Consider the following 22,933-nt stretch of genomic DNA (forward strand, 5'->3'; position numbering starts at 1 on the left):
CGCCTTACGCCTCCGGCTGCTTCTGCTCGTAGCGCATCAGCAGCGGCGTCTGGGCGAGGGCGAAGAGCACGGTGATCGGCATGATGCCGAACACCTTGAACTTCACCCAGAACTCGTAATCCTGCGTGCGCCAGACGATCTCGTTCAGCACCGCCAGCGCCAGGAAGAACAGGCCCCAGCGGAAGGTGAGGCGCCGCCAGCCCTCCTCCGTCAGCGAGAACACGCTGTCGAGCACCACCGAGAGCAGCGGCTTCTTGAACAGCAGCCCGCCGAGCAGGATCAGCCCGAACAGGCTGTTCACGATGGTCGGCTTGATGACGAAGAACGTCTTGTCCCGGAGCGCCAGGGCGAGGCCGCCGAACACCAGCACCACCGCCCCCGAGACGAGGGGCATGATCGGCACCCGGCGCAGCAGCGCGAAGTGGATGCCGAGCGAGAGGATCGTCGCCCCCACGAACAGGGCGATGGCCGCGTAAGTCACCTGATCGCCGTCGAGCCCCAGCCGCTCGCCGAAGGCGTTGGCCAGGAAGAACAGCACCAGCGGACCCATTTCGAGCCCGAGCTTGGCGAGCGGCGGCAGGTGCCGGCGCGGTGGAATGGCTTCGATCTGCATGGTCTCAGTCCCGTTCCAGGCCGGCGACGGCCCTGGCGAAATCGCGGGCCGCGAAGGGCTCCAGATCCTCGACGCCCTCGCCGACGCCGATGAAGTGCACCGGCAGGCCGAACTTCGCCGCCAGCGCCACGAGGATGCCGCCCCGCGCCGTGCCGTCGAGCTTGGTCATCACCAGGCCGGTGATCGGCGCGGCCTGCGAGAACAACTCCACCTGCGAGAGGGCGTTCTGGCCCACCGTCGCGTCGAGGATCAGCAGCGTGGCGTGCGGCGCCTCCGGATCCTGCTTGCGCAGGACGCGGACGATCTTCTCCAACTCGGCCATCAGGCCGGTCTTGTTCTGCAGGCGGCCCGCCGTGTCGATCATGAGGATGTCGGTGCCTGCCGCCTGCGCCTGCTTCAGCGCATCGAAGGCGAGCCCCGCCGCATCCGCCCCCTGCGCGCCGCTGATGACCGGCGTGCCGGTGCGGGCGCCCCAGACGTTCAGCTGCTCGATGGCCGCCGCGCGGAACGTGTCGCCGGCCGCGAGCATCACCGAACGGCCCTCGGCCCGGTACTTCGAGGAGAGCTTGCCGAGCGTCGTCGTCTTGCCCGCGCCGTTGACGCCCACCGTGAGGATCACGAACGGCTTTTTCGCCGTGTCGATCTCCAGGGGCTTGGCCACCGGCTCCAGCGCCCGCTCGACCTCGGTGGCGAGGATGGCGCGCACCTCGTCGGGGGAGATGCCCTTCTCGTAGCGCCCCTTGCCGACGGCCTCCGAGATCTTCACCGCGGTCTCCAGGCCGAAATCGGCCTGGATCAGCGCGTCCTCAAGGTCTTCGAGGGTGGTGGCGTCGAGCTTGCGCTTGGTGAACAGCCCCGTCACCCGGTCGGACAGGGCCGTGGAGGTGCGGCGCATTCCCGAGGTCAGGCGGCTCCACCAGCCCTTGGCCTCCGGCTCGCGGTCGGGGCCCGCGCCGGCATCGTGCGCCAGGGCGGCGGCGGTGTCGGTCGGCTGGATGTCCGGGTCGAGGGCGACATCCGGCTCGGGCGAGACGTTCGGCTCGCGGTTCATGGTGCCGGTATCGACCGGGTCCGCGCCGTGCGCCGGCCTGTCGCCGGCTGTGCCGGTGGGGGGCTTCTCGTCCTCGCCCTCCACGGGCAGCAGGTCGGCGCCCTCGGTGGCGTCGATGGCGCCTTCGTCCTCGGGCAGCGGGATGTGCTCCACATCCTCCGCGCCCGTGGCGAAATCCGGCTCGCCCTCGGCGGGGGTGGCCGGCACCTCCTCCTTGCCCTCATCCTTGCCCTTGCGCCCGAACAGGCGCCCGAACCAGCCGGGCTTGTCCTCGCTCGTCATAAACCCTCGCCTTCCGCCCGAATCCGGCGCATGTCCCGAATCCGATGCCTCATACAACCGACATAGGCGCGCGCCTCCTGTATCGCGATGCCCTGGTGCTCGTCATCGACAAGCCAGCGGGTCTTCCGGTCCATCCCGGCCCCCGTGGCGGCGAGACGCTGACCGACCATCTCGACGCGCTCCGCTTCGGCCTGCCCCGCCGGCCGGAGGCGGCGCACCGCCTCGACCGGGACACGTCCGGTTGCCTCGCGCTGGGCCGCCACGCCAAGGCGCTGGCCCGCCTCGGCAAGCTCTTCTCCGGCAATCAGGCCGGGAAGACCTACTGGGCCATCGTCTCCGGCGGCCCGACCGAGGAGGGCGGCAGCATCGACATGCCGCTCGGCCGCCGCTCCTCCGATCCGCGCTCGTGGTGGATGAAGGCCGATCCGGAAGGCGACCCGGCCCTGACCCATTGGCGCGTCCTCGGCCGGGCCGAAGGACGGACCTGGCTCGAACTCAAGCCGGTGACTGGGCGGACGCACCAGTTGCGCGTCCATTGCGCGGAATCGGGCTGGCCGATCCTCGGCGACCCGATCTACGGCGGTGCGCCACGCGGGAGCGCCCTGCACCTGCACGCCCGCGCCTTGTCGCTGCCGCTCTACCCGAAGCGTGAGCCCATCGTCGTTCAGGCACCGGCTCCGGTGCACATGGAGGCGGCCCTGTCGGCCTGCGGCGGGACCGCCTGAGCCTCCGCGATCAGCCGCGTCCCGTCATGGCCGGCGATGCGGACGTCGCGGAACGTACCCGGCGCGATGCCCTCGCCGAGGAGCACCGTCGAGAAATCCTCCGCCCGGCCGGTGCCGCCGCGCTCGGCCAGCACCGTCAGCGTCTTTCCCACTTGTAGCGCCAGATGCCGGGCGCGGGCGGCATCGCCCGCCTCCCGCAGACGCGCCGCGCGGTTACGGATCGCCTCCGGCGCCACCGGGGGCATCCGCGCGGCCGGGGTGTCGGGGCGGGGCGAATAGGGGAAGACGTGGAGATGCGTCAGGCCGCATTCCTCGACCAGGGCGCGGGTCCGGTCGAACTGCGCCTCGGTCTCGGTGGGGAAACCCGCGATCAGATCGGCCCCGAAGACGAGGCCGGGCCGGGCAGCGTGGGCCTCGGCGCAGAAGCGGATCGCGTCCTGGCGGGAATGGCGGCGCTTCATGCGCTTGAGGATGAGGTCGTCGCCGGCCTGCAGCGACAGATGCAGATGCGGCATCAGCCGAGGCTGCCCGGCGATGGCATCGAGCAGGGCGTCGTCGGCTTCCACGGAATCGATAGAGGAGAGGCGCAGCCGGGCAAGACCGGGCAGCTCAGCGAGGATCCGCAGCACCAAGCCGCCGAGGGACAGGCCCTCATCGAGATCGCGGCCATAGGCGGTGAGATCGACCCCCGTGAGCACGACCTCGCGCCCGCCGGCCTCGACGGTGCGGGCCACCTGCTCCACCACCGCACCCGCCGGCACGGAGCGGGAGCGCCCCCGTCCGAACGGGATGACGCAGAAGGTGCAGCGGTGATCGCAGCCGTTCTGCACGGGCACGAAGGTACGGGTGTGCCCCGCCATCGCCGGCACGTCCGCGCGCTCGGCGGTGAGGGCTTCCATCACCGCCCCCGGACCACGCGCCGCGCCGGCCCAGGCGGCGGGGTTGAGCTTCTCGGCATTGCCGATCAGCCGCCCGATTTCGGGCATGGCGCGGTAGGCCTCGGTCTCGACCTCGGCGCCGCAGCCGGTCACGACGATCTCGGCCTCGGGATTGGCGCGGGCGGCGCGGCGGATCGCCTTGCGCGCCTGCCTCCCGGCTTCCTGCGTCACCGCGCAGGTGTTCACAACGAGGCGCGGGCGCCCGTCGCGAGCGGCGAGGCGGCGCATGGCCTCCGTCTCGACAATGTTGAGCCGGCAGCCGAAGGACAGGGTCTCGACGCTCAACAATCGATCCCGGCGAACAGCTCCGGCGCGAAGGTGCCTTCCGCGACGAGGGCGACCGGACCGGTCATCAGCACATGGTCGTCGGCCCGCCATTCCACGAAGAGGTCGCCGCCGGGCAGGCTCACATTGGCCTGCCGGCCGATCATCCGCAGGCGAGAGGCCGCCACCACGGTCGCGCAGGCCGCCGTGCCGCAGGCCAGCGTCAGGCCCGCACCGCGCTCCCACACCCGCAGCTTGATCGCCTCCCGGTCCAGCACCTGGGCCACCGAGATGTTGGCCCGCTCGGGAAAGACCGGATGATTCTCGAGGAGCGGCCCGATCCGGCCGAGATCGTACCCGTCCGGGTCCGTCTCGACGAAGAACACCGCGTGGGGGTTGCCCATGTTCACCACCCCCGGCGAGTGCAGCACCGGGTTGTCGATGGGCCCGACCTGCAATTCGATGCGGCGGGTATCCGGGAAGGGCTCGGCCAGCGGGATCTCGTCCCAAGCGAGGTGCGGGCGGCCCATGTCCACGGTGAAGGACCGCTCGGAGTTGCGTCGCACGCCGACGCGGCCGGCGCTGGTCTCCAGCAGCAGACGGCTCCCCTCGGCGGGGCGGGCCATGGCCGGGTCGTCCAGCATCGCGTAGGCGACGCAGCGGGTGCCGTTGCCGCAGGCGCCGGACTCGGACCCATCCGTGTTGTAGATGCGCATGAAGGCGTCGGTCCCCGCGCTCACGGGATCGTGCAACACCATCAATTGATCGAACGACGAGCCCGGATCGGCCGCGATGGCCCGCGCTTCGGCCGCCGAGACGCCCACGGCCGTGCCGCGCAGGTCAAGCACCACGATGGCGTTGCCGGCGCCGTGCATCTTCAGGAAACGTCGATGGGCGAGTGCACTCATACGAAAGGATCTGCCGGAGGGGTTCGCGCGCTTATGGCAAACCCGGCGCCCAAGCGCGAGTGCGCCGCAGCGTTGCAGATCCGCCGCACCGGTTCGGCCCTGTGACGGACGGCCTCGCGGCACCGGCGGAACCGAATTACGTTAACACCCGGCCGCCGCGAGACCCCGAGTCGCCGCCGCCGATGGGAGCCACCCGCGTGACCCGTTGCCGTCGTCTCGTCCCCGCGCTCTGCGCCCTCGCTGCAGGACTAGCCACCGCCATGCCCCTTGCAGCGCAGCAGCCCCCCTCGCCTGCGCAGACCAACCCGCTGCCGACGACCACCGCGCCGAACCCGCCGGCCGATCCGAACAAGAGCGCGGCCCCGGCGCCGGAACAGGCCATCGTCCCGCCCCCCGCGGGTCAAGCGGCACAGCCCGCCGATCCGTCGCGCCCGCCCCTCGTCGCCAAGCCCGCCGAGGCGGGGGACGTCGATGAGGTGACGCTGCCGGCGAAGCCCGCCGCCATCCTCTCCGGGAAGGCCACCTGGGAAGAGGCCGTCCCGAGCCTGCAGAAGGCCTTCGCGCAGATCGAGGCCGACCTCGTCAAGGCCGGGATCAAGCCGGCTGGACGTCCCATCGCCGTCTTCACCAAGACGGAGGATGCCGGCTTCGACTTCGAGGCGATGATCCCCGTCGCCGCCGCGCCCACCACGCCGCCGGCATCCGAGAGCGGGCTGCGCTTCGGCACGACGCCCTCCGGCAAAGCCCTGCGCTTCGCCCACCGGGGCTCCTACGAGGGCATCGACAGCACCTACGAGACCCTGACCGCCTATCTCGATGCCAAGGACATCGTCGTACAGGACAAGTTCGTGGAGGAATACGTGACCGACCTGAAGGACGGGGCGGACGACACCCTCGACGTCAACATCTACGCCCTGCTGAAGTAACGGCCGTGAGCGGGTTCCTCTCTGCGCGGGCGGCCCGGCCGCTCGCCGATGGACATTTTGCCGCCGCCGATGCCGGGCGGGAACGTGGCCAAGCTGCCGGTGATTTGCCGGTTATGCTCGCCGCGAACGATCATTCGCTCCCCAAGGTCGTGTCCGCCGCTGAGAGCGACGGGGCGGGCGACCTCGCGCTCGTGGTGCATGCCCGGCTCTGCGCCGTATACAAATGCCCGATCCCGTATTTCAGCGAGAAGGAGCCGCTGTCCGAACTGATTTCGGCGCTGCTCTCCCACCGTACGCGCAACGCCGCCTCCGGCAAGGCCTTCAAGAGCCTGCGCGCCCGCTTCCCCACCTGGGAGGAGGTGATGCACGCCGACCTCTCCGCCATCGAAGAGGCTATCGCCGGGGTGACGTGGCCGGAGCTGAAGGCGCCGCGCATCCGCGAGATCCTTACGGCCATCGACGCCCGCGCCGGGCGTCTGAGCCTCGACTTCCTGGCGGATCTTCCCACGGAAGAGGCGCGAAGCTGGCTTGAGCAATTCCCCGGCATCGGCCCGAAGACCAGCGCCGCCGTGCTGGCCTTCTCGTCCCTGCGGATGCGGGCGCTGCCGGTGGATAGCCACCACCACCGCGTCGCCCAGCGCCTCGGGCTGATCGGGCCGCGCGTCGGCCTCGCACCGGCGCATGTCCTGCTGCTCGCGCAATTGCCCGCCGACTGGTCGGCGCAGGACCTCTATGACAACCACGAGATCCTGATGATGCACGGCCAGCAGGTGTGCCACTACCGCCGCCCCGCCTGCGGGCGCTGTCCCCTGGTGGACCTCTGTCCCAGCGCTCTCGTGGAGATGCGCGAACCCTGAACGTCGCCTCCGCTTGACCCTTCGGCGGCGAGGTTCCACTAACCGGCGCCCGGCTGGCGAGACGTGACCCCGTGAGACCCGGCCCTTCACTCTCAGGATCGGCGCCGATGGCCGCGTTCAAGAAATTGGTGTTCTCCGGCGTCCAGCCGACCGGCAACCTCCATCTCGGCAATTACCTCGGCGCCATCCGGCGCTTCGTAGAGATGCAGGCGCGGGAGGCGCAGTGCCTCTATTGCGTCGTCGACATGCACGCGATCACCGTGTGGCAGGACCCGGAAGCCCTGCGCGGTCAGATCCGTGAAGTCACCGCCGCCTTCCTCGCCGCCGGCATCGACCCGACGCGCTCCATTGTGTTCAACCAGAGCCAGGTGCCGCAGCACGCCGAACTCGCCTGGGTGTTCAACTGCGTCGCCCGCCTTGGCTGGCTGAACCGCATGACCCAGTTCAAGGAGAAGGCGGGCAAGGACCGGGAGAACGCCTCCATCGGCCTCTACGACTATCCCGTGCTGATGGCCGCCGACATCCTCGCCTACCGCGCCACCCATGTGCCCGTGGGCGAGGACCAGAAGCAGCACCTCGAACTGACCCGCGACATCGCGCAGAAGTTCAACACCGATTTCGGCGCTTCGATCACGGCGCAGGGCCATGGGGAGGGCTTCTTCCCGATTACCGAGCCGATCATCGGCGGCCCGGCGGCTCGGGTGATGTCCTTGCGCGACGGCACCAAGAAGATGTCGAAGTCCGACCCATCGGACAATTCGCGCATCAACCTGACGGACGATTCGGACGCCATCGCCCAGAAGATCCGTCGGGCGAAGACCGATCCCGAAGCTCTCCCTTCCGAGGTGGCGGGGCTGAAGGAGCGGCCGGAGGCGGACAACCTCGTCGGGATCTACGCGGCGCTCGCCGGCACGACCCGCGAGGACGTGCTGCGTGAGCACGGCGGCGCCCAGTTCTCGGCGTTCAAGCCGGCGCTGGCCGACCTCGCCGTGTCGAGCCTCGCGCCCATCGCCGCCGAGATGCGCCGGCTCTCGGCCGATCCCGGCCATATCGAAGCCGTCCTCGCCGACGGCGCCGAGCGGGCCGAGGCCATCGCCCAGCAGACCCTGGATGCGGTGAAGGACATCGTCGGGTTCGTGCGGAGGAAGCGGGGATGACGGTGAAGGCGCTGGTCTTCGACGTCTTCGGGACGCTGGTCGATTGGCGCTCCGGCGTCGCGCGAGAGGCGCGGCGCCTTCTCTCCGCGCAGGCACCCGACCTCGATGCCGGCGCCTTCGCCGATGCGTGGCGAGGGCGCTACCAACCCTCGATGGAGACCGTGCGGTCGGGCGCCCGCCCCTTCGTCGATCTCGACACGCTGCACGCCGAATCGCTTCCGGACGTGCTGGCGCAGTTCGGCATCGCGGACGTGTCCGACGCCGCGCGCGCTGAACTGGTCCAGGCGTGGCACCGCCTCGATGCGTGGCCCGAAGTGCCCGCCGCCCTGTCGCGCCTGCGCGAGCGCTTCATGCTGGCGCCGAACTCGAACGGCCCAGTGCGGCTGATGGTGGACCTCGCCCGTCGCAACGGCCTCGTCTTCGATGCGATCCTCGGCGCCGGCTATTCCCGCGACTACAAGCCGAAGCCCGCCCTCTACCGGGACGCGGTGGCCGCCTTCGGCTTCGCGCCGGAGGAGACGATGATGGTCGCCGCCCATTCGAGCGACCTCGCGGCAGCGGCGAGCCATGGGCTCTCCACCGCCCATATCGCCCGGCCATCGGAGCACGGGCCGGCGGGCGGCGAGACAAGCCCGAGCGTGCCTGTGACTTACGCCTCCTCCGACCTGTCGGACCTCGCCGACCAACTCGGCTGCCGTTGACGCAGGAGAGGGGAGCCCGCATGGCCGATTGGAACCCCGCCCTCTACACCCGCTTCGAGGACGAACGGACCCGCCCGGCGGCGGACCTTCTGGCCCGCGTGCCCCTCGACAGGCCGGCACTCGCCATCGACCTGGGCTGCGGGCCGGGCAACTCGACGGCCCTCATCGCCGCCCGGTATCCGGAGGCCGAGATCGTCGGGCTCGACACTTCCCCCGCCATGCTCGACAGCGCGCGGGCGCGCCTGCCGCATCTGCGCTTCGGCCTCGCTGACGCCGCGACCTGGGAGCCGGAGCGGGCGCCGGACCTGATCTACGCCAACGCCGTGCTGCAATGGCTGCCGGATCACCCGACCCTGCTGCCGCGCCTGTTCGGCCATCTGGCGCCGGGCGGGGTGCTCGCCGTGCAGATGCCCGACAACCTCGCGGAGCCGACCCACCGGCTCATGCGCGAGGTTGCGGCCTCCGGTCCCTGGGCGGAGGCCATCGGGGACCCGGCCGTGGCGGGCCGCCTCGGCCGGATGCTGGAGCCCGCCGGCTATTACGATCTTCTCGCGCCGCTGGCCGCCGAGGTCGATGTCTGGCGCACCGCCTATCACCACCGCATGGCCGATGCGGCGGCCATCGTCTCCTGGGTGAGCGCCACGGGGCTGCGGCCCTTCCTCGATCCCCTGGACGCGGACCAGCGCGCCGGATTCCGCGCGGCATACGAGTCGAGGATCGATGCGGCCTATGTCCCGCGGGCGGACGGCAGACGACTGCTCGCCTTCCCGCGGGTCTTCATCGTGGCCCGCAAGGGGCTCTGAGCCGGGCTAGCCCTGTCCGCGCGCGACGAGTTCGCCGTAGGCCCCGAGATCGAGTTCGCCCTCGGCGGCGACCCTTGCCCGATCCTCGTCCGCGATCACCGGCTGCACGAAGTCGAGGCGCTTCCACTGCGCCAGCGGCGTCTCCTTGCCGTCCTTCGGCACGTAGCGGCTCTGCTCGACCTTCGTGTACCGGTGGATGTAGCGGGGGCAGTTCACCCACAGCGTCTCCACCTCGACGCGCACGATGTACTGCGCCTCCGGGTAGCTGCTCTGCAGCGGGTCGTCCCTCACGATCCGCGCGGTGCCCTGGACGCGCAGGCGGTGCGGCGTCTCGAAATCGATGAACAGCATTCCGACCTTCCCCTGGCCGACGATGTTGCCCATCGACAGGAACATGCCGTTCCCGTCGTAGCCGGGGAAAGCGAGCGTCGTGTCGCCGACCACGGTTACAACGCCGGTCGGGCCGCCCTTGTAGGAGACGGTCGGGTTGCCGTTCTCGTCCACCGTCGAGAGGAAGAACATGTCGCGCGATTCGATGAAGGCGCGGTCCTGCTCATCGATGGCGCGGTGGACGTGGTGCTTGTCGAGGAAGTCGGCGAGCTTCGTCGTGCCGAAATCGTCCTGAAGGGCGCGGTGCGCGTCACCATACAATGTGTCCATAGGCTCCTCCCTGACTTGTCGTTGGAGCCGTTCATTCCAGAGGCGGCGCGCAAAGAAAAGGGCCGACCCCATCTCTGGAGCCGGCCCCGTTGCCTCACGGCGGGGACGATCAGTTGCGGGACTTGTCGACCAGCGCCTTCTCGGAGATCCACGGCATCATGCCGCGCAGCTTGGTGCCGACTTCCTCGATCGGGTGGGCGGCGAGCTTGGCGCGGGTGGCCTTGAACGAGGTCTGGTTGACCTTGTTCTCCAGCATCCAATTGCGGGTGAAGGTGCCCGACTGGATGTCATTCAGCACGCGCTTCATCTCGGCCTTGGTCTCGGGCGTGATGATGCGCGGGCCGGTGACGTACTCACCGTACTCGGCCGTGTTGGAGATCGAGTAGTTCATGTTGGCAATGCCGCCCTCGTAGATGAGGTCGACGATCAGCTTCACTTCGTGCAGGCACTCGAAATAGGCCATCTCGGGGGCGTAGCCCGCCTCGACCAGGGTCTCGAAGCCGGCCTTGATCAGCTCCACGAGGCCGCCGCAGAGCACGGCCTGCTCGCCGAACAGGTCGGTCTCGCACTCTTCCTTGAAGGTGGTTTCGATGATGCCAGCGCGACCGCCGCCGTTGGCGGAGGCGTAGGACAGGCCGAGGTCGTGGGCGTTGCCCGAGGCATCCTGGGCGATGGCGATCAGGGTCGGCACGCCGCCGCCGCGCAGGTACTCGGAGCGCACGGTGTGGCCGGGGCCCTTCGGGGCGACCATCAGCACGTCGAGATCGGCGCGCGGCTCGATCAGGTTGAAGTGCACGTTCAGGCCGTGAGCGAAGAGGAGCGCAGCGCCCTGCTTCATGTTGCCGGCCAGCGACTCGCGGTAGATGTCGCCCTGCAGCTCGTCGGGGGTGAGCATCATCACCACGTCGGCCCACTTGGCGGCCTCGGCGACCGACAGGACCTTGAAGCCTTCGTGTTCGGCCTTCTTGGCGGTAGCGGAGCCCTCGCGCAGGGCGATGACGATGTCCTTCACGCCCGAATCGCGCAGGTTGAGCGCGTGGGCATGGCCCTGGCTGCCGTAGCCGACGATGGCGACCTTCTTGCCCTTGATCAGGTTCAGGTCGGCGTCGCGATCGTAATAGACCCGCATGGCGGCAATGTCCTCTTCCGTGTCGGTGAGCGCGCGCGGGCGCTCCGTGGGTGTGCGGCCGTGCGATAGCGCGGGCTTTTAGCCGCGCAAGCCTCTAAACGGAAGGCCAAACCGTACAGGGCTGATCCTCCGTCAGGCCGGCAGCGCCAAGCCCTCGCGGGCGAAGACAGCTTGCACCGCCGGCCGGGCGGCCACGCGCTTAGCGTGCGCCGTCCAGGCGGGGAAGCGACCGGCCATGTCGAACTTCAAAACCTGACCGCGTCCCCAGACCCAGAAGACCATCAGGTAGGCATCGGCCACGGTGAAGCGGTCGCCGACCGCCCAGCCCCCGTGGGAGAGCCGCACCTCGGTCATGGTGCAGAGGTCGCCGTAGGTGTCGGCGCCCTTGGCGCGGATGCCGTCCTGGGCATCCTCGTCGACCGTGTAGCGCTCGGCGCGGCGGACATGGGCGTAAGTGACGTGATGGTTGCAGGCGAGCCAGCCGAGCCATTCGTCGGCGATGGCCATCTCGCGCAGCTCCGCCGGCCACAAGCCCGTCTCCGGCACCTGCCGGGCGACGTGGCGCATGATGGCCGAGCATTCGGTGAGCACCCAGCCGTCCTCAACCAGCGCCGGCACCCGGCCGCGGTCGTTGATGGCAAGGTATTGCCCCGAGCGCTGGTCGCCCCTGGCGAGATCGAGGGCCTTGCCCTCGAAGGGCAGGCCGGATTCCTCAAGGACGATATGCGCCGCCAGCGAGCAGGCGCCGGGGGCGTAGTAGAGGGTGCGGGCGGTCATGGCGACTTCAAATCCAGATGAGGCACTGCTCAGCCGTTAAGGCCGAGGAGCGCACGTAGCTTGCCGCAAACATCCGCAACGACTTCTTCGGGGGCAGTGCCGAGGCTCCTGATGATCCGTGACGACCTATCGAGGGAACGGACTTGATCGACTAACACCGCTCCTTCCACGCCGAGGCCGGCAGGCAGAAATACTTTGGTCGGCCACGGATGCGGATTGCGGGTGATCGGACAGATGATCACCCGGCGGGTAAGCAGGTTCATCTGCGGATCCGATACCACGAGCGCCGGACGGATCCCCTTTTGCTCCGTGCCGCGAACCGGCTCCAAGTCGACCAGCAATAGTTCGCCAGGGATGGGTTGCCAGTCAGTATGGGTCGCGGTCATCATCGATCACTTCGGAACCGCGATTCGGTCCCCACTCTACTGTCGGCGGCTCGGCATCAGGGCCGAGGCGCCGCGCCTCAGCGACCATCTCATCCAGCGTGAAGACTGGCAAACCGTCGACGTACCGACGATCCGCCCATTGCCGCGCTTTCTGCGGGCACGCGCGCTTCGCGACGATCTCCACGGTCTCGCCTTCCCGGACGCCGAGTTCCTCGGCCTCCGAGTCGGTCAATCTCACGACGAGATCGTCACCCCAGCGGACGACCTTGGCTTCCATGGCTCGCGACTCCCACGGGACCGGCGCATCATAACAGACGCGCCGCCTCCATCCTAAAGCGGCTCGGCCCCCCGGCTCATCGCGGCGATGCCGGTGCGGCAGATCTCCACGAGGCCGATCACGCTCATCAGGCGCACGAACCGGTCGACCTCCTCCGTCGCGCCGGTCAGCTCGAAGACGAACGAGTTGAGCGTCGCGTCGAGCGTCTTGGCGCCGAAGGCGGCGGCGAGGCGCAGGGCCTCGCTGCGGTGCTCACCCTCGCCCTTCACCTTCACGAGGCAGATCTCGCGCTCCAGGGCGTTGCCCTGAAGGGTCAGGTCCACGACCCGGTGCACGGAGACCAAGCGGTCCAGCTGCGCCTTGATCTGGTCGATCACGGCGTTCGTGCCCGTGGTGACGATGGTGATGCGCGAGATGTGGCGCGCCTCCTCCGTCTCGGACACCGTCAGGCTCTCGATGTTGTAGCCGCGACCGGAGAACAGGCCGGAGATCCGGGCCAGGGCGCCCGGCTCGTTGTCCACCACCACCGCCAGCGTATGACGGTTCACCGCTTCGACCCGGACCGGATCCGGGTAGTGGGTGTTCATCGCGTTCATGCCCGTGGTCCCGTCCTGTTGTTGCGGCCCTCTGCGAGCCGGTCCCTGCGAAGTCCCGCCCCGGAAGGTCGCCTGGACGCTCCCCGAGACGCATGATAACGGCGCGGCGGATGACAGCCCGACAGCGCGCCCTCGATGCCGTGTGCCCCAGCGGACGCCTCGGCGTCGAACTCGGCCCCCTGAACCGGCCGTTGATCCGGCGCGAGGACGGCGACATCCTCTATGCCGACCACCGGACCACCGACGACCTCCGCGCGAAATACGCGGGCCACGAGTCGGTCATCGGACCCGATGCGCAGCCGATCGTCGAGGTCGATCTCGTCCTCGAACACCAGAGCCTCGCCGAAGCCCTGGGGCCGCGCGCGCCCGTGGACTACATCGTGGCCAGCCATGTGATGGAGCACATCGCGGACCCGCTCGGCTGGCTGAACGAACTCGCCGCCGTGCTGAGCGAGGGAGGAATGATCTTCCTCGCGATCCCCGACAAGCGCTTCACCTTCGATTTCCACCGCCGCCCCTCCACGACGGCGGACCTCGTCGGCCACCATATCGCCGGTGCGCGGCTCGCGAGCCCCACCCAGGTGTTCGACTACGTGTCCCGCGTCGCCGAGGTCGATCCCTTCGCCGTCTGGGCCGGGCGGGAACGCGATCCGAAGCCGCTCTTCGAGGGCCAGCTCGCGCGGGCCCTGGCCGATGCGCGCAACGTCGCCGCCGACGGCAGCTATTACGACGCCCATTGCACGGTCTACACGCCCGCGAGCTTCCTCGGCGTGTTCCGGGAGGTGATCGCGCTCGGGCTGATCCCCTTCGAGATCGCCCGCATCGACCCCACGGAGCGCAACACGATCGAGTTCTTCGTCACGCTGCGCAAGCGCGAGGCGGCGAGCCCGGCCGAGCGCGCCACCGCGACGCCAACCCTGGACGGACGACGGCACGACGAACTGCCGGAGGTGCCGGTGCGCGGGCTCCGGCGGCGCCTCGCCCTGGCGCTGCGGATGCTGCGCACCGGCAGCATCCGCGGGTCTGAGGAGGGCCGGCACGGCTGATCCCCGGAGCGGGGCTCAGACCAGCATCTTCCCTTCCTCGGAGATCACGTCGCCCAGTTCGACGCCGGTCTCGCCGAGGTAATCGGAGAGCAGCATCTCGTTGTGCGCCTTGCCCGAGGGGATCATCGGGAAGCAGTTCTCGGTCTTGTCGACCACGCAGTCGAACAGGACCGGGCCGTCATAGGCGAGCATCTCCGCGATGGACGCGTCGAGATCGCCCGGCTTCTCGCAGCGCATGCCCTTGGCGCCGTAGGCCTCCGCGAGCTTCACGAAGTCCGGCAAGCTCTCCGAATAGCTCTGCGAGTAGCGCGAGCCATGGAGCAGTTCCTGCCACTGGCGGACCATGCCCATGTACTCGTTGTTCAGGATGAACACCTTCACCGGCAGCCGGTACTGGATGGCCGTGGACAACTCCTGGATGTTCATCAGGATCGAGGCTTCGCCCGCGATGTCGACGACGAGCCCGTCCGGGTTGGCGAGCTGCGTGCCGATGGCGGCCGGCAGGCCGTAGCCCATGGTGCCGAGGCCGCCGGAGGTCATCCAGCGATTCGGCTCCTCGAACTTGAAGTACTGCGCCGCCCACATCTGGTGCTGGCCGACCTCCGTGGTGATGAAGGTCTTGCGGTCCTTGCACGCCTCGTAGAGCCGCTGCACCGCGTATTGCGGCTTGATGATCGTGCCCGAGGGCCAATAAGCAAGGCAGTCGCGCGCCTTCCACTGGCGGATCTTCTGGAACCAGCCTTCGAGGTTGGACTTCTCCGGCTTCGACGGCAGGGCACGCCATGCCTCAAGCATGTCGGCGAGCACGTAGGCGCAGTCGCCGAGGATGCCGACATCGACCTTCACGACCTTGTTGATCGAGGAGGCGTCCACATCGACGTGGATCTTCTTCGAGAACGGCGAGAACGCGTCGAGGCGGCCGGTGATGCGGTCATCGAAGCGCGCGCCGATGCAGATCATCACGTCGCATTCGTGCATCGCGAGGTTGGCCTCGTAGGTCCCGTGCATGCCGAGCATGCCCAGGAACTTCTCGTCCGAACCCGGATAGGCGCCGAGGCCCATCAGCGTGGAGGTGATGGGGAAGCCGGTCTCGGCGACCAACTCACGCAGCAGGCGCGAGGCTTCCGGGCCGGCGTTGATGACGCCGCCGCCGGTGTAGAAGACCGGGCGCCGGGCGCCGGCCATCAGCTCGACGGCCGCGCGGATGCGCTCCGGGTCGCCCTTCACGGCCGGCTTGTAGGTCTTGTGCCGCATCGTGGTCGGGCGCTCGTAGAGGCCCGAGGCGAACTGGATGTCCTTCGGCAGGTCGATGACGACCGGGCCGGGGCGACCGTTCTTGGCGACGTAGAACGCCTCGTGCAGGATGCGCGGCAGGTCCTCGATCGATTTCACGAGGTAATTGTGCTTCGTGCAGTGCCGGGTGATGCCGACCGTGTCGCATTCCTGGAAGGCATCGGTGCCGATCAGGTGCGTCGGGACCTGCCCCGTGATGCAGACGAGCGGGATCGAATCCAGCATCGCATCGGTGAGGCCGGTGACGATGTTGGTGGCGCCGGGGCCCGAGGTGACGAGCACGCAGCCGACCTTACCCGACGAGCGGGCATAGCCCTCGGCGGCGTGAACGGCGCCCTGCTCGTGGCGCACGAGGATGTGCTTCACCGCCTCCTGGTGAAACAGCGCGTCGTAGATCGGCAGCACCGCGCCGCCCGGATAGCCGAAGAGCGTATCCACGCCCTGATCCTGGAACGCCCGGATGACCATCTCGGCCCCGGTCATGACCTCGCCGCCCATGTCCGTCTCCTCGTCCTTTCGGCCTTGTCGATGGCCGTCCCTCGTTCCGATGCGCCTGTCGCGGACAACAAAAAAGGGCCCCGAGGGACCCTGCATGCGCCACCAGCCGGATCGCGGCTCCTGTTAGAGCCGCCCGGTCGGTGACGCCACCGCTACAATAAGGACCGTGCGCATCGCGAAAACCAAACTCCGCCCGGCGCGTATCCCCCGATCGTTCGGAGGCCTCACACCAAGGATTGCGCGTCTTACTCCCGGAAAGCCGGCCGGTCAACGACCTGACTCAGGAGAAACCTTGCCGGCAACGCCTTACGCCGCCGGGGGCGGGAAGCGTCGCACCCACCCGCTCGCCGCATCGTAGGCCGCGCCGAGTTGCAGGCAGGCGAGCTCGCCGTGATTGCGTCCGACGATCTGGATTCCCACCGGCAAATTGTTCGGGCCGAAGCCGGCCGGCACCGCCAGCGCGGGAAGCCCAGCCATGGTCGCAGGCACCGCGATCTGCATCCAGCGATGGTAGGTGTCCATCGCCTGCCCGTCGATCGTGTTCGGCCAGCGCGTCGCGGTGTCGAAGGGAAAGACCTGCGCGGTCGGCATCACCACGAAGTCGTAGACGTCCATGAAGCGGCGCAGCGCCCCGTACCAGCGCGTCCGTCCTTCCAGCGCCGCCATCACCTGATCGGCCGTGAGGTCGGCGCCGCGCTCGGCTTCCCACACCGCCTCGGGCTTCATCAGCGCCCGGCGGGCGGGGTCCATGACGAGGGGGCGGAGGTTCGCCGACACGGTGAAGGCGCGCAGCACGCCCCAATCGTGCCAGACCTGCTCGATGTCGAACTCCGGCACCGCCTCGTCCACGAGGCATCCGATGTCGGCGAAGGCGGTGAGCGCGGCCCGGCAGGTCTCCAGCACGCCCGGCTCGAACGGGATGCGACCGCCGAAATCCCCGAGCCACGCGATGCGCACGCCCCGGAAATCGCGCTCCAGCGGCCCGGCGAAGCCGGCGGGATCCTGGCGGATCGAGTTCGGGCAGCGCGGGTCGTAGCCCGCCTGCACCGACAGCATTAGGCCGATATCGGCCGGGCTGCGCCCGATGGCGCCGTGGACGCTGAGGCTGGGGCTGAACACGTCGAGGGTTTCGGACGGAATGCGCCCCCAGCAGGTGCGCAGGCCGTAGACGTTGTTGAAGGCCGGCGGATTGCGCAGCGACCCGCCATGGTCGGTACCGTCCGCCACGGGCTGCAGCCGCAGGGCGACGGCCACCGCCGCGCCGCCGCTCGACCCGCCGCCGGTCTTGCCCGGATCGTAGGCGTTGCCGGTGACGCCGTAGACCGGGTTGAAGCTGTGCGAGCCGAGGCCGAATTCGGGGATGTTGGTCTTGCCGATGAAGATCGCCCCCGCTGCCCGCAGGCGCGAGACCATGATCGAATCGGCTTCCGCGATCCGCTCGGCAAAGATCGGCGAGCCTTGCGTGAAGGGCAGGCCCCGCACGTGGTCGAGGTCCTTCACCGCCAGGGGGAAGCCGTGGAGCGGCCCCACCGGCTCGCCCCGCGCCAGCACGGCATCCGCCTGGGCGGCCTCGTTCAGCAGGATCGCCTCGTCACGCAGGGCGACGATGGCGTTGAAGGTCGGGTTGAGGCGCGCGATCCGGTCGAGATAGGCGCGCATCACCTCCACGCAGGAGATCGCCCGGCCGCGGATGGCGGCGGAGAGATGGACCGCGCCGAGCGCGGTGATACCGTCCGCGCCGGGCATGGTCATGCGCTCCCGATGGTCCAGGGAAGGGTCTCGTCGCCCCGGAAGACGACGACCTCGGTCTCGTCCACGGCGACGCAGGAGACGACCCGGCCGGGCCGCCGTTCCAGGGTGATGGTCTCGGCGTTCGGCGCGAGGCCGTGGAAGCGGGCGCCGTGGAGGGAGGCGAAACCCTCGAACTTGTCGAGGGCGCCCTCCTCGTCGAAGACCTGCACGTAGGTCTGTAGGGCAGTGGGCCCGCAGAACACCCCCGCGCAGCCGCAGGCCGATTCCTTGGCGCCGACCGGATGCGGCGCCGTATCGGTGCCAAGGTAGAAGCAGCTCTCGCCCGAGGTCGCCGCCTTGCGCAGGGCGAGGCGGTGCCGCTCGCGCTTGGCCACCGGCAGGCAATACAGGTGCGGCCGCAGGCCCCCCTGGAAGATGTGCGTGCGGTTGATGACGAGGTGGTGGGGGGTGATCGTCGCCGCGACGCGCGGGGCGTGGGCGCGAACCACGTCGAGGATTTCGGCGGTAGTGGCATGCTCCACCGTCACCTTCAGCCCCTGGTGGCGGGCGAGAAGCGGCAGGAGCTTCGTTTCCATGAACACCGCCTCGCGGTCGAAGATGTCGACCGCCGGGTCCGTGACCTCGCCATGTATCAGGAGCGGCATGCCGATCCGCTCCATCCGCTCCAGCACGGGGGCTATGTTACCAAGGTCGGTGACGCCCGCGTGGGAATTGGTCGTGGCCCCGGCCGGATAGAGCTTGGCCGCGATCCACACCTTCTCACGGAATCCCCGCTCGATCTCGTCCGGGCTCGTGGCGTCGGTGAGGTAGCAGGTCATCAGCGGCGTGAAGCTCTGCCCCTCGGGCAGCGCCGCCAGGATGCGGTCCCGGTAGGCCGAAGCGGCCTCCACCGACGTCACCGGCGGCACGAGGTTCGGCATGATGATGCCGCGCGCGAATTGCGCCGCCGTGTAGGGCAGCACCGCGCGCAGCATGGCACCGTCGCGCAGGTGGATGTGCCAATCATCCGGCTTGGCGATGACGAGGCGATCGAGGGGGGACGCGGCCATGGCGCGCTCAGCCCTGGCCGAAGGCGGAGATGCCGCCATGGGCCGAGGACCACGTGGCCGGCTCGTGCAGGAAGCTCTCAACCTCCTTGAGCGTCGCGGGGTCGAAGGTGCCCATCTCCTTGGCGACTTCGAGCACGTCCCACCACGTGGTGAGCGCGTGCATCTTCAAACCGTTCTCCTTCAGCAAATCGTCGCTGTCGGGGAAGATGTCGTAGTAGAACAGCACGAAGCAGTGATCGACCACCGCGCCCGCGTCGCGCAGGGCCGAGCAGAAGTTGATCTTGCTGCGCCCGTCCGTCGCCAGATCCTCGACCAGCAGCGTCTTGGCGCCTTCCACGACTTCGCCCTCGATCCGCGCGTTGCGGCCGAAGCCCTTGGCCTTCTTACGCACGTACTGCATCGGCAGGCCGAGCCGGTCGGCGATCCAGGCGGCGAAGGGGATGCCGGCGGTCTCGCCGCCCGCGATATGCGTCAGCGACTCGTAGCCGATCTCCTGCACGATGGTCGCCACGGCGAAGTCGGTCAGCGCCGAGCGCAGGCGGGGGAAGGAGATGATCTTCCGGCAATCGGTATAAACTGGGCTCGCCCAGCCGGAGGTGAACTTGAAGGGCTCGCCCTTGTAGAAATGGACGGCCTCGATCTCCAAAAACATCTTTGCCGCCTCGCGGGCGATCAGCTTCCGGTCGATCGGCAAGTAGGAAGTCATGTCACGGCTTTCGGGGAGAGCGGATTTAAGGGGTTTCCTCAGGCCATCGGCAGCGTGCGTCAACCCTTCTCCGACCCTGCCGCGCCGCGCAGATGCGCGAGGTGGCGGATCGCCAGGGCATAGCCGTGGATGCCGAAGCCCGCGAGGACGGCGGTGGCGGCCTTCGAGACGTAGGAATGGTGCCGAAATTCCTCGCGGCGATGGACGTTTGAGATGTGGCACTCGATCACCGGCACCTCGCAGGCGTTGAGCGCATCGAGGATCGCCACCGACGTGTGCGTGTAGGCCCCGGCATTGATGACGATGCCGGCGCAGCCGACACGGAACGCGTGGATCGCCTCGATCAGGACGTGCTCGGCATTGCTCTGGCGGCATTCGGCCGTCAGCCCGAACCCGGCGGCGGTGGCCCGGCACAGATCCTCGACGTCGCGCAGCGTCGCGCTGCCGTAGATCTCCGGCTGGCGTTGGCCGAGCAAATTGAGGTTCGGCCCGTTCAGGACCAGCACCGTATCGTCCATCCCAATCCCCTTCGCCCCTCAGGGAGAGGTGCAACGATCCCGGCGGCGACTCAAGCCCGGCGGACGCTCTTCTGTCGTGGCGATGCAGGCGCTATCACCCCTCGGGGGCGGGACCGATCAGGGAGAGGAGACGCGCGATGGCGGCTAACGGGAACGACGCGCCGGTGGTGATCGCGGTGGCGATCACGGGGTCCGTGCCCCGCAAGAAGGACAACCCCGCCGTGCCGACCACCGTCGCGGAGCAGATCGAGTCGACGCAGCAGGCCTTCGAGGCCGGCGCGACCCTCGCCCACATCCACGTCCGTAACGACGACGAGAGCCCGTCCTCCGACCCCGCCAAGTTCGCCGCCGTGCAGGAGGGCCTGCGCCGCCATTGCCCCGGCATGATCGTCCAGTTTTCGACGGGCGGGCGCGGACGCGATCCGGCGGCGCGGGGCCTCTCGCTGAAGCACCGGCCGGACATGGCCTCGCTCTCGACCGGTTCGGTGAACTTCCCGACCATCGTCTACGAGAATGCCGCGAGCCTCGTCACCGACCTCGCCACGCAGATGAAGGAGAACGGCGTCCGCCCCGAGATCGAGATCTTCGACCTGTCGCACCTGCACGGGGCCAAGCGCCTGATCGAGGCCGGGCTGATGGACGAGCGTCCGCACGTTCAGTTCGTGATGGGCGTGCAGAACGCCATGCCGGCGGACGAGCACCTTCTCGACATCCTGCTCAACGAGTGCCGCCGCACCCTGCCGAAGGCGACCTGGACGGCCGCCGGCATCGGCCGCAACCAGGCGGTGGTGATGGACTGGGCGTTGGCGCGCGGGGCGGATGCGGTGCGCACCGGCCTCGAGGACAACATCCGCATCGCCAAGGACCGGCTGGCGGCGAGCAACGCCGAGTTGGTGAGCCTCGCGGCCGAGGCGGTCGCCCGCCACGGACGGCGCGTCGCGACGCCTGCGGAGGCCCGTGCCGCGCTCGGCCTTACAACCTGAAGCCAGCCTTCTCAGGCGGCGGCCGCCATGCTAGACGGGCCGTCGCGCGGGTGTAGCTCAATGGTAGAGCAGCAGCCTTCCAAGCTGAATACCCGGGTTCGATTCCCGGTACCCGCTCCAGCTTACCTTGTTCCGTGACAGTGGTTTAGCGGCCAAGCCTGGTATCATGCCGTGTGCCTGATGCCAGTTTGATACCAGCCATCGGTGGTTTCAGGGCCATTCGAGCCGAATTCCGCCGCTCGACCGAATTCGTCCCTGCCGCCCGAAATTTTGCCGCCCGCCCGAAAATGCGAGGGGCCCCCCGTGCGCCCCGGAAGCCCTCGATGTTGCGGCAATCCCCCGCGTCGGGCGCGCGGCCGCCGTGCCCGGGGACCGCGCGGCGAGGGTCTCCGATGTGGACCGATTCGTCACCCGGATTGCCACCATCCCCGGCCCCGGCGATCGTCGCCTGTATGAGCCAGCCTCTCGAAATCACCGTGACCATCGACGCCCAGGGCCGCGTCACAGTGGTTTCGCCGGGCGAGCGGATGCGCGTCGTCGCGGTGCCGGCGAAGATCGCGGCCGCCGCCGGGCAGCGGTTGGCCGAACTCGTCGCGAATGCTCTCAGGGGGCGCCCGGCATGCCCATGACAGTTCACGACATGCTCGAAGCATGGAGCCACCGCAGGCTCACGACGGCGCAGGCGCTGGAGCTCACCGGCTGCGCAATTGAAGCCGAGCTCCGGCAGGCGTGCCTGTCATCAGATGTCATCCCCCGGTCGGTCCTCTACCCCTGCGAGGACGGCCCCGGCGCCGGAAGATTCGTGGACGTCACCGTTCGGGTCATGGTCAGCCCCCGGCGAAGCACGGTCCTTGTTGAGCGCCAGGGCGAGCCGGCCTCGCTGTACGAGACGAGGGAGCACGGCCGCGAAATCGATGGCCTCGGCGCGGCGGTCGAGGCGGCCGTGAGGGAGGGGCTGGTGGCCTTGAAGGATTAGCGGTGCGGACCGACAGGCCCAGCGCTAATCATGCCTGCACAGCCGTCATAAAACTACAGCTTCCAGACGTTCGAGCAGCGCGATGCAGCTATCGCTCGCATTCGTCGTTAGTTTTTCCCGAGGGCAACCTCATTGATGTGGAGGACGACGTGGCTGACCATACTCTCACCCCTGATGAAATTGGCGCGCTTAAACTCGCGCTTGCCAGAGTCCTAGTGGAGGGGAAAAAGACCGCCGAGCGCGTCGATCAAACCACCGACGACCCCACTTTGTATGGTCAGGCACATAGCAGCATCGCCGCAGAAAGGCTCAAGGCGGAGCGTCTGATTGAGATGTTGGATACCGCGGAGGCGGTGGTGATTCAGTTGCCGGACTAATTCCGACTAGGGAACGTACCTGGGCTGCCACGGCGGTGGAAAATTTCGCCGTGGCCGCAACCTAGTCGCGACAGCGAGTGGACGGCGTGGCCGTATGCGGAATAGCTTCCATCCGGGAGCGAGGACGCTATGGCCGACAAGAAGCTGAAGATCGAGCAATTGGTACTCGATCTTGAAAACCCCCGTATCGTAAAGGCTGGCAGCCAACGGGAAGCCTTACAGCAAATCATCACGGATCAAGACGTTCGACTGGCGGCACTTGGTGAAAGCATCATAACTGATGGACTGAACCCCATGGACCGCCTGCTAGTGATCAAAAGCGCTAAGGACCGCGGGAAGTTCACAGTCCTTGAGGGCAATCGGCGCCTTGCATGCATGACCCTGCTACGCAACCCGTCGGTCATGACGGACTTAGAGGCTCTAACAAAACCGGGTTTGGCGCGTTGAGTGAAGATGGCGAGACCGCTCCTTCCCGATGGCCTGTGGGCCGAGATCGCACCGCTGCTGCCGCCTGAACGGGCCAAGCCGAAGGGCGGTCGGCCTCGAACCTCCGACCGCGCGGCACTGACGGGGATCCTGTTCGTGCTGCGCTCGGGCACGCCCTGGGAGTTGCTGCCCCGGGAGATGGGCTGCGGTTCGGGGATGACCTGCTGGCGGCGCTTGCGGGATTGGCAGAAGGCCGGAG

The 22,933-nt window shown here is 68.6% G+C and carries 28 protein-coding genes and 1 tRNA gene; 14 read left to right on the forward strand and 15 right to left on the reverse strand.

Annotation, left to right across the window (positions count from 1 at the left end; all coding sequences use genetic code 11):
- Nucleotides 1–4: 4 nt before the first annotated feature.
- Both AAHF99_RS15165 and ftsY read right to left on the reverse strand, forming a co-directional pair.
- Complete coding sequence (locus AAHF99_RS15165) at nucleotides 5–613, reverse strand: septation protein A (RefSeq protein ID WP_243955298.1); 609 nt, start codon at nucleotides 611–613, stop codon at nucleotides 5–7.
- A gap of 4 nt (nucleotides 614–617) precedes the next feature.
- Complete coding sequence (gene ftsY / locus AAHF99_RS15170; protein WP_342165233.1) at nucleotides 618–1,946, reverse strand: signal recognition particle-docking protein FtsY; 1,329 nt, start codon at nucleotides 1,944–1,946, stop codon at nucleotides 618–620.
- Nucleotides 1,947–1,990: 44 nt separating this feature from the next.
- Here ftsY and AAHF99_RS15175 point away from each other — a divergent pair, with 44 nt between their 5' ends.
- Entirely contained in the window at nucleotides 1,991–2,671 is a 681-nt protein-coding gene (locus AAHF99_RS15175) for an RluA family pseudouridine synthase (protein WP_342165234.1), read from the forward strand.
- Here the strand turns inward: AAHF99_RS15175 and mtaB are convergent.
- Both mtaB and dapF read right to left on the reverse strand, forming a co-directional pair.
- Nucleotides 2,611–3,894 carry a tRNA (N(6)-L-threonylcarbamoyladenosine(37)-C(2))-methylthiotransferase MtaB gene (mtaB, locus tag AAHF99_RS15180; protein WP_342165235.1) on the reverse strand — a complete coding sequence of 428 codons (1,284 nt, stop codon included), beginning with the start codon at nucleotides 3,892–3,894 and terminating at the stop codon, nucleotides 2,611–2,613. The two genes, AAHF99_RS15175 and mtaB, sit on opposite strands and share 61 nt — an antisense overlap.
- On the reverse strand, nucleotides 3,891–4,781 hold the full coding sequence (gene dapF / locus AAHF99_RS15185) for a diaminopimelate epimerase (RefSeq protein WP_342165236.1): 891 nt from the start codon (nucleotides 4,779–4,781) through the stop codon (nucleotides 3,891–3,893). Before dapF ends, mtaB begins: the two co-directional genes overlap by 4 nt.
- 197 nt (nucleotides 4,782–4,978) lie before the next feature.
- Here dapF and AAHF99_RS15190 point away from each other — a divergent pair, with 197 nt between their 5' ends.
- The 5 genes from AAHF99_RS15190 (at nucleotide 4,979) to tam (ending at nucleotide 9,225) form a co-directional block, all read left to right on the forward strand.
- Nucleotides 4,979–5,707, forward strand: coding sequence for a GyrI-like domain-containing protein (locus tag AAHF99_RS15190; RefSeq protein WP_412759892.1), 729 nt, complete (start codon nucleotides 4,979–4,981; stop codon nucleotides 5,705–5,707).
- Nucleotides 5,708–5,820: 113 nt separating this feature from the next.
- A complete protein-coding gene (locus AAHF99_RS15195) occupies nucleotides 5,821–6,564 on the forward strand; it encodes an endonuclease III domain-containing protein (protein ID WP_342165285.1) in 744 nt (247 codons plus the stop codon).
- 107 nt (nucleotides 6,565–6,671) lie between these two features.
- On the forward strand, nucleotides 6,672–7,721 hold the full coding sequence (gene trpS, locus AAHF99_RS15200; protein ID WP_342165237.1) for a tryptophan--tRNA ligase: 1,050 nt from the start codon (nucleotides 6,672–6,674) through the stop codon (nucleotides 7,719–7,721).
- Nucleotides 7,718–8,422, forward strand: coding sequence for a haloacid dehalogenase type II (locus AAHF99_RS15205; protein ID WP_342165239.1), 705 nt, complete (start codon nucleotides 7,718–7,720; stop codon nucleotides 8,420–8,422). The genes trpS and AAHF99_RS15205 overlap by 4 nt, the downstream gene beginning before the upstream one ends.
- A 20-nt stretch (nucleotides 8,423–8,442) precedes the next feature.
- Nucleotides 8,443–9,225, forward strand: a complete 783-nt coding sequence (gene tam, locus AAHF99_RS15210; protein WP_342165241.1) for a trans-aconitate 2-methyltransferase — start codon at nucleotides 8,443–8,445, stop codon at nucleotides 9,223–9,225.
- Nucleotides 9,226–9,231: 6 nt separating this feature from the next.
- On the opposite strand, the gene AAHF99_RS15215 is transcribed toward tam, so the two are convergent.
- The 6 genes from AAHF99_RS15215 to ilvN form a co-directional block, all read right to left on the reverse strand.
- Nucleotides 9,232–9,885, reverse strand: a complete 654-nt coding sequence (locus AAHF99_RS15215; protein ID WP_342165242.1) for a pyridoxamine 5'-phosphate oxidase family protein — start codon at nucleotides 9,883–9,885, stop codon at nucleotides 9,232–9,234.
- 109 nt (nucleotides 9,886–9,994) lie between these two features.
- Nucleotides 9,995–11,014, reverse strand: coding sequence for a ketol-acid reductoisomerase (gene ilvC, locus AAHF99_RS15220; protein ID WP_342165243.1), 1,020 nt, complete (start codon nucleotides 11,012–11,014; stop codon nucleotides 9,995–9,997).
- Nucleotides 11,015–11,146: 132 nt separating this feature from the next.
- Nucleotides 11,147–11,791, reverse strand: coding sequence for a glutathione S-transferase family protein (locus AAHF99_RS15225; protein WP_342165244.1), 645 nt, complete (start codon nucleotides 11,789–11,791; stop codon nucleotides 11,147–11,149).
- Nucleotides 11,792–11,820: 29 nt separating this feature from the next.
- Nucleotides 11,821–12,180, reverse strand: coding sequence for a type II toxin-antitoxin system PemK/MazF family toxin (locus tag AAHF99_RS15230; RefSeq protein WP_342165245.1), 360 nt, complete (start codon nucleotides 12,178–12,180; stop codon nucleotides 11,821–11,823).
- Nucleotides 12,158–12,454: an AbrB/MazE/SpoVT family DNA-binding domain-containing protein gene (locus AAHF99_RS15235; protein ID WP_342165246.1), complete on the reverse strand. Its 297-nt coding sequence runs from the start codon at nucleotides 12,452–12,454 to the stop codon at nucleotides 12,158–12,160. The genes AAHF99_RS15230 and AAHF99_RS15235 overlap by 23 nt, the downstream gene beginning before the upstream one ends.
- A gap of 53 nt (nucleotides 12,455–12,507) precedes the next feature.
- Nucleotides 12,508–13,050 carry an acetolactate synthase small subunit gene (gene ilvN / locus AAHF99_RS15240; protein ID WP_342165247.1) on the reverse strand — a complete coding sequence of 181 codons (543 nt, stop codon included), beginning with the start codon at nucleotides 13,048–13,050 and terminating at the stop codon, nucleotides 12,508–12,510.
- A 110-nt stretch (nucleotides 13,051–13,160) separates the two neighbouring features.
- Here ilvN and AAHF99_RS15245 point away from each other — a divergent pair, with 110 nt between their 5' ends.
- Nucleotides 13,161–14,096, forward strand: coding sequence for a class I SAM-dependent methyltransferase (locus AAHF99_RS15245; protein ID WP_342165248.1), 936 nt, complete (start codon nucleotides 13,161–13,163; stop codon nucleotides 14,094–14,096).
- A gap of 15 nt (nucleotides 14,097–14,111) precedes the next feature.
- Here the strand turns inward: AAHF99_RS15245 and AAHF99_RS15250 are convergent, their stop codons facing one another.
- From AAHF99_RS15250 to aroQ, 5 genes are all read right to left on the reverse strand, one after another.
- Complete coding sequence (locus AAHF99_RS15250) at nucleotides 14,112–15,887, reverse strand: acetolactate synthase 3 large subunit (RefSeq protein ID WP_243955266.1); 1,776 nt, start codon at nucleotides 15,885–15,887, stop codon at nucleotides 14,112–14,114.
- Nucleotides 15,888–16,193: 306 nt separating this feature from the next.
- Nucleotides 16,194–17,639, reverse strand: a complete 1,446-nt coding sequence (locus AAHF99_RS15255; RefSeq protein WP_342165249.1) for an amidase — start codon at nucleotides 17,637–17,639, stop codon at nucleotides 16,194–16,196.
- On the reverse strand, nucleotides 17,636–18,688 hold the full coding sequence (gene pyrC, locus AAHF99_RS15260; RefSeq protein ID WP_342165250.1) for a dihydroorotase: 1,053 nt from the start codon (nucleotides 18,686–18,688) through the stop codon (nucleotides 17,636–17,638). Before pyrC ends, AAHF99_RS15255 begins: the two co-directional genes overlap by 4 nt.
- Before the next feature lie 7 nt (nucleotides 18,689–18,695).
- Nucleotides 18,696–19,394: an orotate phosphoribosyltransferase gene (locus tag AAHF99_RS15265; RefSeq protein WP_243955259.1), complete on the reverse strand. Its 699-nt coding sequence runs from the start codon at nucleotides 19,392–19,394 to the stop codon at nucleotides 18,696–18,698.
- A 59-nt stretch (nucleotides 19,395–19,453) separates the two neighbouring features.
- Nucleotides 19,454–19,912 (reverse strand): type II 3-dehydroquinate dehydratase, encoded by a 459-nt coding sequence (aroQ, locus tag AAHF99_RS15270; RefSeq protein ID WP_342165251.1) that lies wholly within the window; start codon nucleotides 19,910–19,912, stop codon nucleotides 19,454–19,456.
- A 137-nt stretch (nucleotides 19,913–20,049) separates the two neighbouring features.
- Between aroQ and AAHF99_RS15275 the strand changes: the two genes are divergently transcribed.
- The 7 genes from AAHF99_RS15275 to AAHF99_RS15305 all read left to right on the forward strand — a co-directional run.
- Nucleotides 20,050–20,895 carry a beta-keto acid cleavage family enzyme gene (locus tag AAHF99_RS15275; RefSeq protein ID WP_342165252.1) on the forward strand — a complete coding sequence of 282 codons (846 nt, stop codon included), beginning with the start codon at nucleotides 20,050–20,052 and terminating at the stop codon, nucleotides 20,893–20,895.
- 46 nt (nucleotides 20,896–20,941) lie between these two features.
- Nucleotides 20,942–21,015 (forward strand) — tRNA-Gly (locus AAHF99_RS15280).
- Nucleotides 21,016–21,347: 332 nt separating this feature from the next.
- Nucleotides 21,348–21,524, forward strand: a complete 177-nt coding sequence (locus AAHF99_RS15285) for a hypothetical protein (protein WP_342165253.1) — start codon at nucleotides 21,348–21,350, stop codon at nucleotides 21,522–21,524.
- Nucleotides 21,521–21,871: a hypothetical protein gene (locus tag AAHF99_RS15290; protein WP_342165255.1), complete on the forward strand. Its 351-nt coding sequence runs from the start codon at nucleotides 21,521–21,523 to the stop codon at nucleotides 21,869–21,871. The genes AAHF99_RS15285 and AAHF99_RS15290 overlap by 4 nt, the downstream gene beginning before the upstream one ends.
- A gap of 149 nt (nucleotides 21,872–22,020) precedes the next feature.
- Nucleotides 22,021–22,248 carry a hypothetical protein gene (locus AAHF99_RS15295; RefSeq protein WP_342165256.1) on the forward strand — a complete coding sequence of 76 codons (228 nt, stop codon included), beginning with the start codon at nucleotides 22,021–22,023 and terminating at the stop codon, nucleotides 22,246–22,248.
- A gap of 129 nt (nucleotides 22,249–22,377) precedes the next feature.
- Nucleotides 22,378–22,695: a hypothetical protein gene (locus AAHF99_RS15300; protein WP_342165257.1), complete on the forward strand. Its 318-nt coding sequence runs from the start codon at nucleotides 22,378–22,380 to the stop codon at nucleotides 22,693–22,695.
- A 6-nt stretch (nucleotides 22,696–22,701) separates the two neighbouring features.
- The coding region (locus AAHF99_RS15305; RefSeq protein WP_342165258.1) for a transposase at nucleotides 22,702–22,933 on the forward strand (232 nt) is incomplete at its 3' end.

This window comes from Methylobacterium litchii (genome assembly GCF_038442315.1).
Lineage (GTDB): Bacteria > Pseudomonadota > Alphaproteobacteria > Rhizobiales > Beijerinckiaceae > Methylobacterium > Methylobacterium litchii.